Source organism: Bradyrhizobium sp. AUGA SZCCT0105, assembly GCF_018129565.1.
GTDB lineage: Bacteria > Pseudomonadota > Alphaproteobacteria > Rhizobiales > Xanthobacteraceae > Bradyrhizobium.
Genome location: NZ_JAFCMK010000002.1, coordinates 1,254,131 through 1,267,122, shown reverse-complemented (window position 1 = coordinate 1,267,122; position 12,992 = coordinate 1,254,131). Strand labels below are relative to the sequence as shown.

Here is a 12,992-nt window from a genome sequence, read left to right as displayed (position 1 = left end):
CGTCGTCAATGTCTGCTCGCCAATGTCTGAATGTGTCGGGCCTAGCGGACGGCCGAGCCGAGGTCGGCGCGGCGGTCGGTCATCGGCAGCACGATCACCTTGGTGCCGACGCTGACCCGCGAATAGAGGTCGGTGACGTCCTCATTGGTGAGGCGCAGGCAGCCGGAGGAGACGTGGGTGCCGATCGTCTCCGGCGCGTTGGTGCCGTGGATGCGGTACACGGTGCCGCCGAGATACATGGCGCGGGCGCCGAGCGGGTTGCCGGGGCCGCCGGCCATGTGACGCGGCAAATAGGGTTGGCGGGCGATCATTTCCGGCGGCGGGGTCCAATCCGGCCACTCCGCCTTCTTGGTGATGGTTTGGGTACCCGACCAGGTGAAGCCGTCGCGGCCGACGCCGATGCCGTAGCGCATGGCCTGGCCGTTCCCGAGCACGAGATAGAGATAGGTGTGCGGGGTATCGATGATGACGGTGCCGGGCGCCTCGCGGGTCGGATAGGCGACGACCTGGCGGCGCAGGCGGGCGGGCAATTCGACGGAACGGTCTTCCTCCTGCGCCTGCGGCATCGACTGCACCGGCGGCTGCACCGCCTCGGTCGGCGGCGTCAGGATGAAGGGGAACATCGGCAGCGGAGCGGCCGCGGCGGAGCCCGAGAAAGCGACGGTGCCAATCGCCAGCGCACCGAAGGCGGCGGCAGCGAGACGTGCGTTCAGCTTGATGGAATTGAACATTGTCGACCCCTGTTGTTTGCGCCCTGCGCGCCAGTTCCGGCGCGTCGTTGGGTCAAACCAGTACAGGTGAGGCGTTTCAGGACGTTTGCACGAAATCGCCAAAATGGTTTCGTGCGGTTAGGGATTTGTTTCGTCGGTGTTTCGTCGCACGGTTAAGGGCACGTTGCCGGGCGCTGTCCCGTCCCGAGACATCGTTCCTGGCACGGCGCTTGCTGTCCGAAGGCGTGGTTTGGAATGGAGTGGAATTCATGCCAGCGCCTTCGATCGGAAGCATGCTGGATCAGCAGAAAGGCTTTGGTCCTGGGTTCGATTTTCTCCGCGTTGCGCTCGCGATCTCGGTCGTCGCCGGGCATACGTCCTATGTTGCCACCGGGCGGGGCGACTCCGATTTGACGGGGATCTTCTGGTTTCCGCAATTTGCCATCCTCGTGATGTTTTTCGCATTGAGCGGATTCCTGATCGCCGCAAGCGGGCTGCGGCTCAGCCTGAAGGAATTCCTGATCAATCGCGGCATGCGGATCGTTCCGGCGCTCGCGGTCGAGATCGTGCTGTCGGCGTTGATCCTCGGACCGATCTTCACCACGCTGCCGCTCTGGGACTATTTCACCAGCGCCGGCACCTACAAATATTTCACGAATGTCGTCGGCCTCGTGAACTACACCCTGCCGGGCGTATTCAGCGGCAATCCCGCGCCGGAGGTCAACAGTTCGCTGTGGACCGTGCCGTTCGAATATGGCTGCTACGCTGTCATGGCGGTCATCATGACCTTGGGGCTGCTGCGCAGGCCGGCGCTGATCGTGCTCGGCGCTGTCGTCCTGGTCGGTATCGGCTTTGCCGTGCAGATCACCGGGCATGCCGCAACGCCGTCGCAGCTGCCTCCCGGCGTCGCCGGCTCGCTGTATGACAAGATCTTCAGCACGGCGCTGTTCCTCGGGCGCGGCGCGAAACTGCCGGTTGCCTGCCTGCTCGGGATCGCGATCTACCTTTACCGCGACCGCATTCCCTATGACGGGCGCATTCTCGCCGTCTGCTGCGCGCTCTGCCTCGGAGCAGCACTGCTCGGACCGGCCGCCTGGATCACCCAGCCCGTCCTCAATGCCGTCATTGCTCCGGCGCTGGTCTACATCACCGTGTTCCTCGGTGTTTCGAAGCTGCCGCGGCTGCCGCTGTTTTCAAGGGGCGACTATTCCTACGGGATCTATCTGTACGGTTTCCCGATGCAGCAGGTGGTGAAGGTGTGGCTGCCGAACGCGTCGTTGATTGTCCAGTTCGCCGTCGCGCTGGTGCTGATCACGGCGTTCGCGGCGTCCTCCTGGCACTGGATCGAGAAGCCGGTCCTGAAGCTGCGCCGCCATTTCTCGTTCGTGGCGCGCAAGCGGCTCGAGCCGGAGGATATGGTCGAGATGCTCGAGGGGATCGGGCCACTAGCCATCAGCGTCAGCGGCAGCAGGCGATCTTCCTGACGAGCAGCAACAACGTCGCCTGCGCTCAGAGCCGAACGTATCCGGCCAGTCCGTCCCACAGCAGCTTGGCCGCGGTGATGACGAGAATGGCGTAGCAGGCGCGGTACAGCGCGCGCTGGTCGAGGCGTTCGTGCAGCCGCCAACCGGCCCAGACGCCGACCGGCACGGCCGGCACGCAAAGCGCCATCAGCATCCACAGGCTGCGCGACGGCGTGGCGAGCACGAGCCACGGGCCGGCCTTCAGCAAATTGCCGACCGTGAAGAACAGGCTGGTGGTGCCGGCGTAAAGCGCCTTCGACATGCCGAGCGGCAGCAGATAGATCGCAAGCGGCGGCCCGCCTGAATGCGCGACCATCGTGGTGACGCCGGAGGAGAGCCCGGCGAACGTCGCCTTGATCGTCGAGCGCGGACGCGGCTTGATCTCGCCGCCGCCGATGAACCACAGTGCGGCGAACACCAGCGTCACCAGGCCCATCACGATCTCGACGGCATGCCGGTCGAGATCGCGCAGCGCGAAATAGCCGAGAACGATGCCGACCGCGAGCGCCGGCAGCAGCATCGCGAGGTCGACGCGCGACCAGGTGCTCGGGCGCCAGAAACGCAGCGCCGTAAGGTCCATGACGATGAACAATGGCGCGAGCAGCGCGCCGGCCGCAATCGGGTCCATCGCGAGCGAGAGCAGCGGGATGCCGATAATGGCAAAGCCGCCGCCGAACGCGCCTTTCATGAAGGCGATCAGGAACACGCCGGCCAGCGCGACCGCGAGCACGAGCGGCGCGGGCAGGTCTGCGATGAGGGATGCGATCATAGTGTGGCGCAGCATGGGGGCGTACGCATGCACGCGCAATCCAAACATTGCTCTCGGTGCACATTGCTCTCGGTGCAATCGGCGTACGCGCCTAGCCGGCGCGCATCCTCGGCACGCCCGACCTGTCGCCGTTGATCACGGCGCGGCGATCGGAGACGGCGTGATGGAATTGCTCGAGCGTCAGTCCGATCGCCGAGAGATCGCCGTCCTCGATCGCGCCGTCGTCGTAGCAATCGAGCGCCTCCCGCAGCAGCGCGTCCGCATCGCTCTGCATTGCCGCGAGCTCCTCCGGCGTCTCGGCGCCGCGCACCCGCGAGATCAGCGTCAGCAGACCGTCGCGATGGGTGATGTAACGCTCCCGCTCGTCGCGCTTCACGTAGTGGCGCAACCAGGCTCCCGCCGTGCCGAGGCCGGAGACCAGCAGGATGCCGCCCCAGATGTAGTCGGAGTATTTTTCGAGGAAGGTGCGTTCGGTGCCGTCGATATAGGCCGCCGCGCCTTGATGCGCCGGCAGCGCGGCATCCTTGTCGGTGTCCGGCTTCTCGATCTTGGCCGCCGCCGGCACGTCGCGCGCGACCTGGAGCCGCTGCGTGAACAACTGCCGATCGAGTGCGCCGACGGTTGCCTCGTGCAGCGCATGTTGCGCGATGATGAGGTGATTGACGCCGACGGTCTCGATCTTGTCCTCGGGCCGGGCCGGCGAAGAGGAGAAGATGCTGCCGGCGATTTCCTCGGACTCATAGAGCGGATGCTTCTGCGCGATTGCTTCCGAGACATCGACGGGGAGGAATTTCGGTTCGCCGCGCGCCGCCGCCGTCGCCGCGATCGCGTCCGCCGTGATCTTGCTGTCGAGCGGCCCGACGGTCATGTAGGCGTCGAGCGAAGGATCGCGCGCGAGATCGGCGACCTTGTTGACGGCGAACTGGCTGATCGCAACCTTGTCGGGGTTGATGCCGGACTCGGTCAGGATCACGCGCAGCAGCGTGACGTTGGCCGGGGTGCTGCCGACGACACCGACCTTGTGGCCGGGGAGATCGTCGATGCTCTTGATCTTCGCAGACCGCGGCTTGCCTTTGCCGCCCGACGGTGCCCACAGCACAACGACATTCTTGCGCAGGACCGCAACCGCCTCGGCGCTCGCCGGCAGACTGAGATCGCCGCGCACGACCGCGAGGTCGACCTTGTTCGCGGTGAACAGCGCGATGCTTTCGGCGGCCCCCTGTGTCGTGACCGGCTTCAGCCGCACCGAATTGCCGTCACGCGCGAAGGCCTGCGCGAAGCCCTGGATGAGCTTGACGTCGTCACTGCCGGTCGGGCCGACCGCGATCTTCAGCGTCACCGGACGCAGCCCGTAGAACAGCAGGCCTGCGGCGACGGCAAACACGAAGATGCCGGCCGCCAGGATCAGGAGCGACGAGTTTCGCCGTTTGAGCCTGCGGCGCGTGGTGCCGGGATGTTCACTCTGCTGCTCTGACATCTGGCTGTCATGTTACACGAAAAACCGGCAGTTCGCCGTGAAAAACAACCTAACATTTCGATGACGTCATACGTTTGAAACATCCATGTCAGAACGTCGTGCGAGCAGAATCAAGATTAACGATTTGGGTCTCCTGCGATGCGCATACTCGTTGCGACCGATGCCTGGCATCCGCAAGTCAACGGCGTGGTTCGGACGCTGACGTCGCTTGCGCGCAGCGCAGCGACCCTCGGCGCCGAGATCGAATTCCTCACCCCCGACGGCTTCCGTTCGGTCGGCGTGCCGACCTATCCGGGCCTGCGCATGGCGCTGCCGAACCGCCGCGAGATCGCGCGTCGGATCGAGGAGGCCGCGCCCGAGGCGATCCACATCGCGACCGAAGGACCGATCGGCTGGGCGGTGCGCGGCTATTGCCAGCGCAACAAGCTCGCCTTCACCACATCCTATACAACGCGCTTCCCCGAATATGTTTCAGTGCGCACCGGAATTCCCGACAGCGTCGGCTATGCCGTCCTGCGCCACTTCCACGCGGCCGGATCGATGACGATGGTCGCGACCGACTCGCTGCGATCAGAGCTTGCCGAGCGTGGCTTTCGCAAGCTCGGCTTCTGGACCCGCGGCGTCGACACTAAGATCTTCAATCCCGACCAGCCGGCGCTGCTCGACCTGCCGCGGCCGATCTTCATGACCATGGGCCGCGTCGCAGTGGAGAAGAATCTCGACGCCTTCCTGTCGCTGGACCTGCCGGGTTCCAAGGTCGTGGTCGGCGACGGTCCGCAACGGGCGGCACTGCAACAGAAATATCCCGACGCGATTTTCCTCGGCGAGAAGAAGGGCCAGGATCTGACCTCGCACCTCGCCGCCGCCGACGTCTTCGTGTTCCCGAGCCTGACCGACACCTTCGGCGTCGTGCAGCTCGAGGCGCTGGCCTGCGGCACGCCGGTCGCGGCGTTCCCGGTCACCGGCCCGAAGGACGTCATCGCGGATCATCCGATCGGCGCGATCGACAACGATCTGCGCAGCGCCTGCCTGCGCGCGCTGAACATGTCGCGCGCCGACTGCCGCAATTTTGCGTTGGAGCGTTCCTGGGAAAACAGTGCGCGTCAGTTCATCGGCAATCTGGCCACGTTGCAGCCGAGCCGCGCGCCGCGGCCCGCCCGCCGCGTTGCCGGCCGCAGTGCGGTTCCGAATTAACAGCTCAAACGAATGAAAGACGAGAGACTTATCTATGGCTGAAATCATCAAGCTGGGCGCCGACCGTTCCATGGACTTCGACCGCGAAACGGTCGAGCAGGCCTATGATCGCTGGGCGCCGATCTACGACCTCGTGTTCGGCGGCGTGTTCAGCAAGGGCCGGCAGGCTGCGATCCAGGCCACCAACAAGATCGGTGGCCGCGTGCTCGAGGTCGGCGTCGGCACCGGCATCTCGCTACCGCTCTATAGCCAGAATGTGCGCATCTTCGGCACCGACATCTCCGAGGCGATGCTCGAGAAGGCCAAGAAGCGGGTGGCCGAGCAGGGCCTGAAGAATGTCGAGGGCCTCGCGGTGATGGACGCCGAGAAGCTCGAATTCCCCGACGATTCGTTCGACGTGGTGATGGCGCAGTACGTGCTGTCCGCGGTGCCGAACCCGGAAGCCGCGCTCGACGAGTTCGCCCGCGTGGTGCGTCCGGGCGGCGAGCTGATCATCCTGACCCGCGTCAGCGCCGATGCCGGCGTCCGCCGCTTCATCGAGCAGAAGCTGCAGCCGGTGGTGCGCCCGCTCGGGTTCCGGACCGCCGAATTCGCCTGGTCGCGCTACACCAAATGGCTGGCTGGCGCGCGCGGCATGGAGCTCGCGGAACGCCGCCTGATCCCGCCGCTTGGCCACTTCTCGCTGGTCCGCTTCCGCAAGGCGGACGTCGCCAAAGCCGCCTGAGGCGGTTGGCCAGGCGGCTCAGCCCGCCGATCCTCCGGGTGAGGTGGTGCACAGCGCGCCCCTAGCCAGGAGGCTACGATCTCCTTCGCCTCATCCCCGCAAACCGCGCCGGGATGAGGCGAGACCCTTCTCCGGTTGCGTCAAGGCGTCGTTCCGCATTGTCATATGTCATTATGATGATGTCACACGCGATACATCGAATCCCTGTAAATCCTGTCCCGAAAGATGTTGGGGGAACCAATGATCAAGAATTTTCTGCAAGAGCTGCGTACCCAGCGCTGGGATGACCATCGCTTCTACCATCACAGCCGGATCAACCAGAGCCTGCACTTCGTCAGCGCGCTGAGCTTCCTGTTCGCCTATGTGATGCTGTTCTTCGATCCGGTCGTGTCGGCACTGGTCGGCTGGCTGGTCTCGATGACCTCGCGCCAGGCCGGTCACTTCTTCTTCGAGCCGAAGGGGTATGACCACGTCAACCAGGCGACCCACGAGCACAAGGAAGACATCAAGGTCGGCTACAACCTGCAGCGCAAGGTCGTGCTGATGGCGATCTGGGCGCTGTCGCCGATGGTGCTGTACTTCGATCCGACGCTGTTCGGCCTGTTCAAGCCCTGGGTCACGATGAGCGACTTCACCCGTCAGGTCGCCAAGGTCTGGCTCGTGGTCGGCATCGGCGGTCTCCTGTTCCGCACCATCCATTTGTTCTTCATCCGAGACATCGAGACCGGCCTCGTCTGGATGACCAAGATCGTCACCGACCCCTTCCATGACCTGAAGCTCTATCACAAGGCGCCGCTGTTCCTGATGAAGGGCGAGCTGATCGATCCGGGTCTCGAGAAGCACGTCAAGCACGCCTGATCGTTGCTCCAAGATCTTTCCGATATGCGTCATGCCCGGGCTTGTCCCGGGCATCTACGTCTTGAGACGTCGCAACAACAAGGTCTCGTCTTGAAGCTTCTCGTCTGTGCACTCTCTTCACCTCGCCCCGCGTGCGGGCAGAGGTCGGATTGCATCGCCAGATGCAATCCGGGTGAGGGGGGCTCACCGCGAGTCCGTCTGTTACCGATTTTGTGGATGCGGGCCCTCACCCCAACCCTCTCCCCGCATCCGCCTTCGTCCGAAAGCGGGCTTCGGCGGACAAGAGCGCGGGGCGAGGGAGCGAGAGGGGGGTACCGGCGCTTAACGCCCGAACCTCACGGCGACCATCTCTTTCAGGATCTGCCGCTTGATGTTCTTGTTGGTGAGGCCTTCCTTGTGCCACCACCAGGCGTCGCGCTTCATCTTCTCGGCTGCCGCAGCGAAGCGGTCGGCGACCTCGGCGAAATCGGCGTCGGTGTAGTTCAGGCTGAAGATCAGCCGGCCGGTGCCGACCCAGCTCAGCGCCAGTCCCTCGGCCCGCAGATAGTATTGCAGCATCCAGTTGTAGCGGGACGGCTCGGTGTAATAGACCGTCCAGATCGACGAGATGTTGCCGACACGAACCGGCAGGCCTTGTGCTTCGAGGCGGTCGTTGAGCGATTTGGCGCGGCCGTTCCAGGTCTCGTCGAGCCCGTTGTAGATCGAGCGGAAATTCGGGCTGGCGAGCCGGCTCAAAAACTCGTCCATCGCCGTCATCACGTAAGGATGCGAGTTGAAGGTGCCGCGGGCGAAGCAGATGTCGGCCGGCCGGTCGTCGCGGAAACGCCGCATCAGGTCCTTGCGGCCGCACACCACGCCGACCGGAAGCCCGCCGGCAAGGCTCTTGCCGTAGGTCGCCATGTCGGCCTCGACGCCGAAATATTCCTGGGCGCCGCCGGCGGCGAGGCGGAAGCCGACGAACACCTCGTCGAAGATCAGCACGATGCCGCGCTCGGTGCAGACCTCGCGCAGCTTCTTCAGCCATTCGGTGTAAGCGGCGCGGTCGTACCCCGAGGAGCGCGACGAATCGACCAGCGCGGAATCGCCGGGCGCGTTGCCGTTCGGATGCAGCGCCTGCAGCGGATTGACCAGCACGCAGGCGATGTCCTTGCGGGTGCGCAGGACATGCAGGGTCTTCTCCGACATGTCGGCGAGCGTGAAGGTCTCGTGCGGCGAGACCGGATTGCCGACGCCGGGCTGCACCTCGCCCCACCAGCCGTGATAGGCGCCGGCGAATCGGACCAGATGGGTCCGCTTGGTGTGGTAGCGCGCGAGCCGCACCGCCTGCATCACGGCCTCGGTGCCGGACATGTGGAACGAGACCTCGTCGAGGCCGGATATCTCGCAGAGGCGCTTGACGTTGTCGGCAATGATCGGGTGGTAGGGGCCGAGCACGGGGCCGAGCGCGTGCGCCCGCTTCTCACCCTCGGCGATGCACTCCTTGTAGAAGTCGTTGCCGAAGATGTTGACGCCGTAGGAGCCGGTCAGGTCGTAGGACACATTGCCGTCGAGGTCGGTGACGGTGACGCCGCTCGAGGCCTCGACGAAGGCCGAGGTGCCGAGATGCTCGCGCACCAGGCGGCTGTACTGGAACGGCACGCGGTAGGTTTCGGTGAACTGCAGGTCGGAGATCCGCTCCGTCACCTCGGCGGTCAGCGCGCGGCCCTTGGGATAGCGATCCGCGTAGAGGCCGGCGAGGCGGAAGAAGCCGTCCTGGCGCTGCATCGCGACGTCCTTCGGCGCGCCGTCGGAGCGGAAGAAGTCGTCGATGTCGAATTCGTAGTGCGGCACCATGCGCGCCACCATCTTGGACATCTTGGAATGTCCGGTCAGCGAGCGGTGCTTGGCCCGCGACAGCGCGAGGCGGGCCTGAATTTTGGGGAAAGCTGCGGCCGCGCCGGCAAGCGCGGCGGCGGACAGCGAGAGAATCGGAAGGGATGTTTCCATGACAGAAGCGCTAGCCTCGGCACCTAACAAATTCATGACAGTCAAGGGCCTGATCTCGGCATTCACCCAGCAGGAAGACCTCAATTTCCTGCTAACCAACCGGATTCCGCGGGCGGCGATCACCCGCTTCATGGGCTGGTTCTCCAAGGTCGAGAACCCCCTGGTGCGCGACGCCTCGATCGCCTGCTGGAAGCTGTTCTCCGACCTCGATCTGTCCGAGGCGAAGAAGACCGAGTTCAAGAGTTTGCACGATTGCTTTACCCGAGAGCTCAAGCCCGGCCTGCGCCCGGCGGTGGCCGATCCCGCCATCATCGTGAGCCCGTCGGATGCGATCATCGGCGCGCATGGGCGGATCGAGGATGGGCAGTTGTTCCAGGTCAAGGGCGCGCCCTATTCGCTGCTCGATCTGGTCGGCGATCCCGCGCTGGTGGAGCAGCACAGCAACGGCCGCTTCGTCACGCTGCGGCTGACGTCGAGCATGTATCACCGGTTCCACGCGCCGTACGATCTTGCGATCGACAAGGTCACGTTCATTCATGGCGACGTCTGGAACGTCAATCCGATCGCGCTGAAGCGGATCGAGCGGCTGTTCTGCAAGAACGAGCGCGCGGTGCTGCGCGCGAAGCTTCCAACCGGCGAGGCGCTGACGCTGGTTCCGGTCGCCGCCATCCTGGTGGCGAGCCTGCGCCTGCATTTCCTCGACGTCACGCTGAACGCGCAGTCGCGGGGCCCGGTGGATTTCCCCTGTAACGCGCATGTCAAGAAGGGCGACGAACTCGGCTGGTTCGAGCACGGCTCGACCATCATTGTGCTCGCGCCCGGCAGTTTCGAATTCTGCGACAATGTCGCGGAGGGAACGCGGATCAAATGCGGCGAACCGCTGTTGAAAAAGCCTACGAACTGATCTCGCTGTTTCCTGCGCGCCATTCTTTGAGCATGATCTGCCCGGAAAACCGGTTTCCACTTTTCAGGAACATGCTTTAGAGTAGCCGGGATCGTCGGGCGACGATCCTAAATCGCAAACCTGATGGACACGAGATGGCGCGGACGCCTGTTCTGGCGGCGGGAGGCATTGTGCTGCGGCGGGACGCTCCGCAGCGCTTTGCCGTTGTGCGCCTGCGCAAGCGCAATGAGTGGGTGCTGCCCAAGGGCAAGCTTGACGATGGTGAGACGCCGCGCGACGCCGCCGAGCGCGAGGTGCTGGAGGAAACCGGCCACGACGTCGAGGTGCACGAATTCCTCGGCATGCTGGTCTATGATTCAGGCGGCCGTTCCAAGGTGGTGCATTACTGGCGCATGGATGCCGGCGGCAAGCCGGTGCGCGCGTTGATGAGCGACATCAGGGAAGTCGACTGGCTGCCGCTCGATGAAGCGCTCGATCGCCTGTCGCGCGGCTATGAACGTGCATTCCTGGAGAATGTCGGCCCGATCGCGTTGCAGGCCGCGGCGAACGCCATGCGCGAGCGGCGCGCGCGGTTGCGGGTTGCGGCCGCGGAACGACGGCGCGCGCGGCTTGCAGAAGAGCCGGTCGTTGAGGTGCCTGAGGTCGCAAATGCGCCCGTTGCCGCCGAGGCGACCGGGGTCGCTGAGGCGACCGGGGTCACCGAAGTGACCGGGGATGCCGGGACGCCGATCGTCGTGGACGCGCCGGCACCTGTTGAGCTGCCGGTCATAGCTGACCCGTTCGATATCGCGGAGACGCCGGTGGCGGAAGCCGAACCGGATCAGCCGGCCATCGCGCCGGAGCAAGTCGCTGTGGATGCCGGCCAAGCGGTCGAGACAGCGGCTGTTGTGGAGCCGGCGGCATCCGAACAGCCGCCGCCATCCGCGCGCGGGATCGAACCCGTTGCCACGGCCGTTCGGCCGGTCCCGCGCAAGAATCTGATCGAGCGCGTGCGCGACTGGCTGCGTCGCGCGGCCTGATCACCCGCACATCTGACGTCGTGCGGTTGGTTGCCAGGCGTCAATGTCGTGCTGCAAGGCAACGCAGTCGGCAACGCGCTTGGGCGACCCCAACTCATTTGCCAGAAGCTGTGCCGCGTGAACTTCCGCCGTGGCGCCGCGAACGTCCCCGCGCTCCAGCTGGAGCCTGGAAATCTGCAGCCTCAGCCGCACGATTTGGACCCGTCCCTCGATGCTGGACCACAGCTGGCGGGCGAGATGGAGATGTCGCATGGCTGCTTCATGGTCCTGCCGGGAAAGCGCGAGGATCGCCTGCGCTTCGTTGGTGAGCGCGCGGATCGAGGGCATCGGCCAGCGATCCGGACTCCCCGAAAGTTCGCAGATCAATGCCTTGGCCTGGCCGCTCCGATGCGTGTGTGCTGCAACCAGTGCCAGATGTGCGAGCAGGATTCCCCGTCGCTGCAGGGTCCACCAGGTCTTGCCGATCAAGCTCCGTTCGAGGCTCGCATGGGCAGCCTCAGCTTCGCCTCTTGCGAGCAGCAACATCGCGCGGCCAGGCTCCGGGCACCAACCCATCGTGTAAGCCCTGTCGTAGGCTTCAAGCGCTGCGTCGTCATTGCCGATTGCAGCCAGGATATCGCCCAGCACCCGGTTGGCATCGCCCATCGACCATGGCGCATCGCTGGTCAGGCGCGCGAGCGCGTCCTGAATCCGAGCCAGTGCCTCGTCGAGCGAGCCTCTGATGCCGAGCACCTCGGAGCGATGCAGCTGGCATGAACCTGTCAGTTCCATACCGCTGCTCGAACAGAAATTCTGGTAGCTCCGCGTCCATTGGTCGGCCCGCGCCCAATCTCCGAACATCCGGGCTGCCCAGAGAATGTTGCAGTAGAGGCTGCCGCCCATGACCGGATCCAGATTGTTGCTGGACAGTGCGACCGCGGCGGCATGGTCCTGATCGGCCAGTCCGCCATGCGTGTCGCCGAGGCACAGGCGATAGAAGCCGCGATAGGCCAGGCTCAGAGCTTCGATGTTGAGCGCATCCTTGTATCTGACGGCGGTGTAGGCCGCGTCGGCCAGCGCGAGCGCCTGTTCCGGCTCGCCATCGAAGGCGGCCAGTTTGGACTTCATCCATAACAGCAGGGCGGTCGTCGGAGGATCGTCGAGCCTCGAGGCCCAATCTTCCGCGCGCGCGAGCCAGCCCTTTCCGATCGCGGCCTGGCCGCTCTCGAAATGCAGGCCCGAGAGGGCGATCGCGTCGACCGCTGCTCCGGCAGCGTCGCCGGCCTCGCTGCGCGCGGCGACCGCGCGAACCAGAATCGGAATGGCTGCCGCTGTCCTGCCGAGGCATTGCAGGGCAAGAGCCCAATCGTGGAAATCTTCGGCGCTGAGCTGGCCGTCTCCGTCGGCGCTCTGAAAGAGCGTTGCCGCCTGCAGCCATAAATGTCCGACCGCCGCACGTCGGGCGAGGCCGATTGCTCCGATTGCACCGCGTGTTCCGTCTTGATTGCGATCGGCACGTTCCGGCGGCCTGATCTCGGAATCAACGAAGAACCGATATCCTTTGCCCGGCAGATTCCGGATCGCTCCCTCCATGCCACCCCTGCGTAGCGCGGCGCGCAACGAACTCACCGCCCGCTGCAGCGAATTGTCGGTGACCGTGACGTCTGGCCAGACGGCCTCGAGTAGCTCGTCTTTTGAGATGACCCGGTCGCGGTGGTGGACAAGGTAGACCAGCAGATCGAACACACGCGGCTGCAAAGCGACTTCCTGCCGCGCGCACAGCAGCACGCGTCCAGCTTCATCAAGCTCGAACAGTCCAAATGAGAATGCCATGTGTATGAGTTCGGGC

Annotated in this window: 11 protein-coding genes; 6 read left to right on the top strand and 5 right to left on the bottom strand. The window is 64.8% G+C overall.

What is annotated here, in order from left to right; translation table 11 throughout:
* Positions 1–41 precede the first annotated feature (41 nt).
* Positions 42–731 (bottom strand): L,D-transpeptidase, encoded by a 690-nt coding sequence (locus tag JQ573_RS15070; protein WP_212310594.1) that lies wholly within the window; start codon positions 729–731, stop codon positions 42–44.
* 248 nt (positions 732–979) lie between these two features.
* On the opposite strand from JQ573_RS15070, the gene JQ573_RS15065 reads away from it, so the two are divergent.
* Positions 980–2,194, top strand: coding sequence for an acyltransferase (locus tag JQ573_RS15065; RefSeq protein ID WP_212310593.1), 1,215 nt, complete (start codon positions 980–982; stop codon positions 2,192–2,194).
* A 25-nt stretch (positions 2,195–2,219) separates the two neighbouring features.
* Here the strand turns inward: JQ573_RS15065 and JQ573_RS15060 are convergent, their stop codons facing one another.
* Positions 2,220–3,002: a sulfite exporter TauE/SafE family protein gene (locus JQ573_RS15060; RefSeq protein WP_212310592.1), complete on the bottom strand. Its 783-nt coding sequence runs from the start codon at positions 3,000–3,002 to the stop codon at positions 2,220–2,222.
* Between the two features lie 91 nt (positions 3,003–3,093).
* Positions 3,094–4,479, bottom strand: coding sequence for a TAXI family TRAP transporter solute-binding subunit (locus JQ573_RS15055; RefSeq protein ID WP_212310591.1), 1,386 nt, complete (start codon positions 4,477–4,479; stop codon positions 3,094–3,096).
* A 138-nt stretch (positions 4,480–4,617) separates the two neighbouring features.
* On the opposite strand from JQ573_RS15055, the gene JQ573_RS15050 reads away from it, so the two are divergent.
* The 3 genes from JQ573_RS15050 to JQ573_RS15040 all read left to right on the top strand — a co-directional run bounded on the left by JQ573_RS15050 (position 4,618) and on the right by JQ573_RS15040 (position 7,255).
* Positions 4,618–5,673 carry a glycosyltransferase family 1 protein gene (locus tag JQ573_RS15050; RefSeq protein ID WP_212310590.1) on the top strand — a complete coding sequence of 352 codons (1,056 nt, stop codon included), beginning with the start codon at positions 4,618–4,620 and terminating at the stop codon, positions 5,671–5,673.
* Positions 5,674–5,707: 34 nt separating this feature from the next.
* Entirely contained in the window at positions 5,708–6,397 is a 690-nt protein-coding gene (locus JQ573_RS15045) for a methyltransferase domain-containing protein (RefSeq protein WP_092115972.1), read from the top strand.
* A 240-nt stretch (positions 6,398–6,637) separates the two neighbouring features.
* The gene (locus JQ573_RS15040) at positions 6,638–7,255 is read left to right on the top strand and encodes a hypothetical protein (RefSeq protein ID WP_212310589.1); all 618 of its coding nucleotides are present in this window, start codon (positions 6,638–6,640) and stop codon (positions 7,253–7,255) included.
* Between the two features lie 321 nt (positions 7,256–7,576).
* On the opposite strand, the gene JQ573_RS15035 is transcribed toward JQ573_RS15040, so the two are convergent.
* On the bottom strand, positions 7,577–9,241 hold the full coding sequence (locus tag JQ573_RS15035) for an aminotransferase class III-fold pyridoxal phosphate-dependent enzyme (protein ID WP_212310588.1): 1,665 nt from the start codon (positions 9,239–9,241) through the stop codon (positions 7,577–7,579).
* A 34-nt stretch (positions 9,242–9,275) separates the two neighbouring features.
* On the opposite strand from JQ573_RS15035, the gene asd reads away from it, so the two are divergent.
* Together asd and JQ573_RS15025 are read left to right on the top strand one after the other, a co-directional pair.
* Positions 9,276–10,145, top strand: coding sequence for an archaetidylserine decarboxylase (gene asd / locus JQ573_RS15030; RefSeq protein ID WP_212310799.1), 870 nt, complete (start codon positions 9,276–9,278; stop codon positions 10,143–10,145).
* Positions 10,146–10,279: 134 nt separating this feature from the next.
* Entirely contained in the window at positions 10,280–11,164 is an 885-nt protein-coding gene (locus JQ573_RS15025; RefSeq protein WP_212310587.1) for an NUDIX hydrolase, read from the top strand.
* Here JQ573_RS15025 and JQ573_RS15020 read toward each other — a convergent pair whose 3' ends face one another.
* A complete protein-coding gene (locus JQ573_RS15020) occupies positions 11,165–12,976 on the bottom strand; it encodes a transcriptional regulator (RefSeq protein WP_212310586.1) in 1,812 nt (603 codons plus the stop codon).
* Between the last annotated feature and the right edge of the window lie 16 nt (positions 12,977–12,992).

Excerpts from the sequence above, each read along its gene's own strand:
- JQ573_RS15070 (WP_212310594.1), bottom strand. The coding sequence starts at position 731 with ATGTTCAATTCCATCAAGCTGAACGCACGTCTCGCTGCCGCCGCCTTC.
- JQ573_RS15065 (WP_212310593.1), top strand. The coding sequence starts at position 980 with ATGCCAGCGCCTTCGATCGGAAGCATGCTGGATCAGCAGAAAGGCTTT.
- JQ573_RS15060 (WP_212310592.1), bottom strand. The coding sequence starts at position 3,002 with ATGATCGCATCCCTCATCGCAGACCTGCCCGCGCCGCTCGTGCTCGCG.
- JQ573_RS15055 (WP_212310591.1), bottom strand. The coding sequence starts at position 4,479 with ATGTCAGAGCAGCAGAGTGAACATCCCGGCACCACGCGCCGCAGGCTC.
- JQ573_RS15050 (WP_212310590.1), top strand. The coding sequence starts at position 4,618 with ATGCGCATACTCGTTGCGACCGATGCCTGGCATCCGCAAGTCAACGGC.
- JQ573_RS15045 (WP_092115972.1), top strand. The coding sequence starts at position 5,708 with ATGGCTGAAATCATCAAGCTGGGCGCCGACCGTTCCATGGACTTCGAC.
- JQ573_RS15040 (WP_212310589.1), top strand. The coding sequence starts at position 6,638 with ATGATCAAGAATTTTCTGCAAGAGCTGCGTACCCAGCGCTGGGATGAC.
- JQ573_RS15035 (WP_212310588.1), bottom strand. The coding sequence starts at position 9,241 with ATGGAAACATCCCTTCCGATTCTCTCGCTGTCCGCCGCCGCGCTTGCC.
- asd (WP_212310799.1), top strand. The coding sequence starts at position 9,276 with ATGACAGTCAAGGGCCTGATCTCGGCATTCACCCAGCAGGAAGACCTC.
- JQ573_RS15025 (WP_212310587.1), top strand. The coding sequence starts at position 10,280 with ATGGCGCGGACGCCTGTTCTGGCGGCGGGAGGCATTGTGCTGCGGCGG.
- JQ573_RS15020 (WP_212310586.1), bottom strand. The coding sequence starts at position 12,976 with ATGGCATTCTCATTTGGACTGTTCGAGCTTGATGAAGCTGGACGCGTG.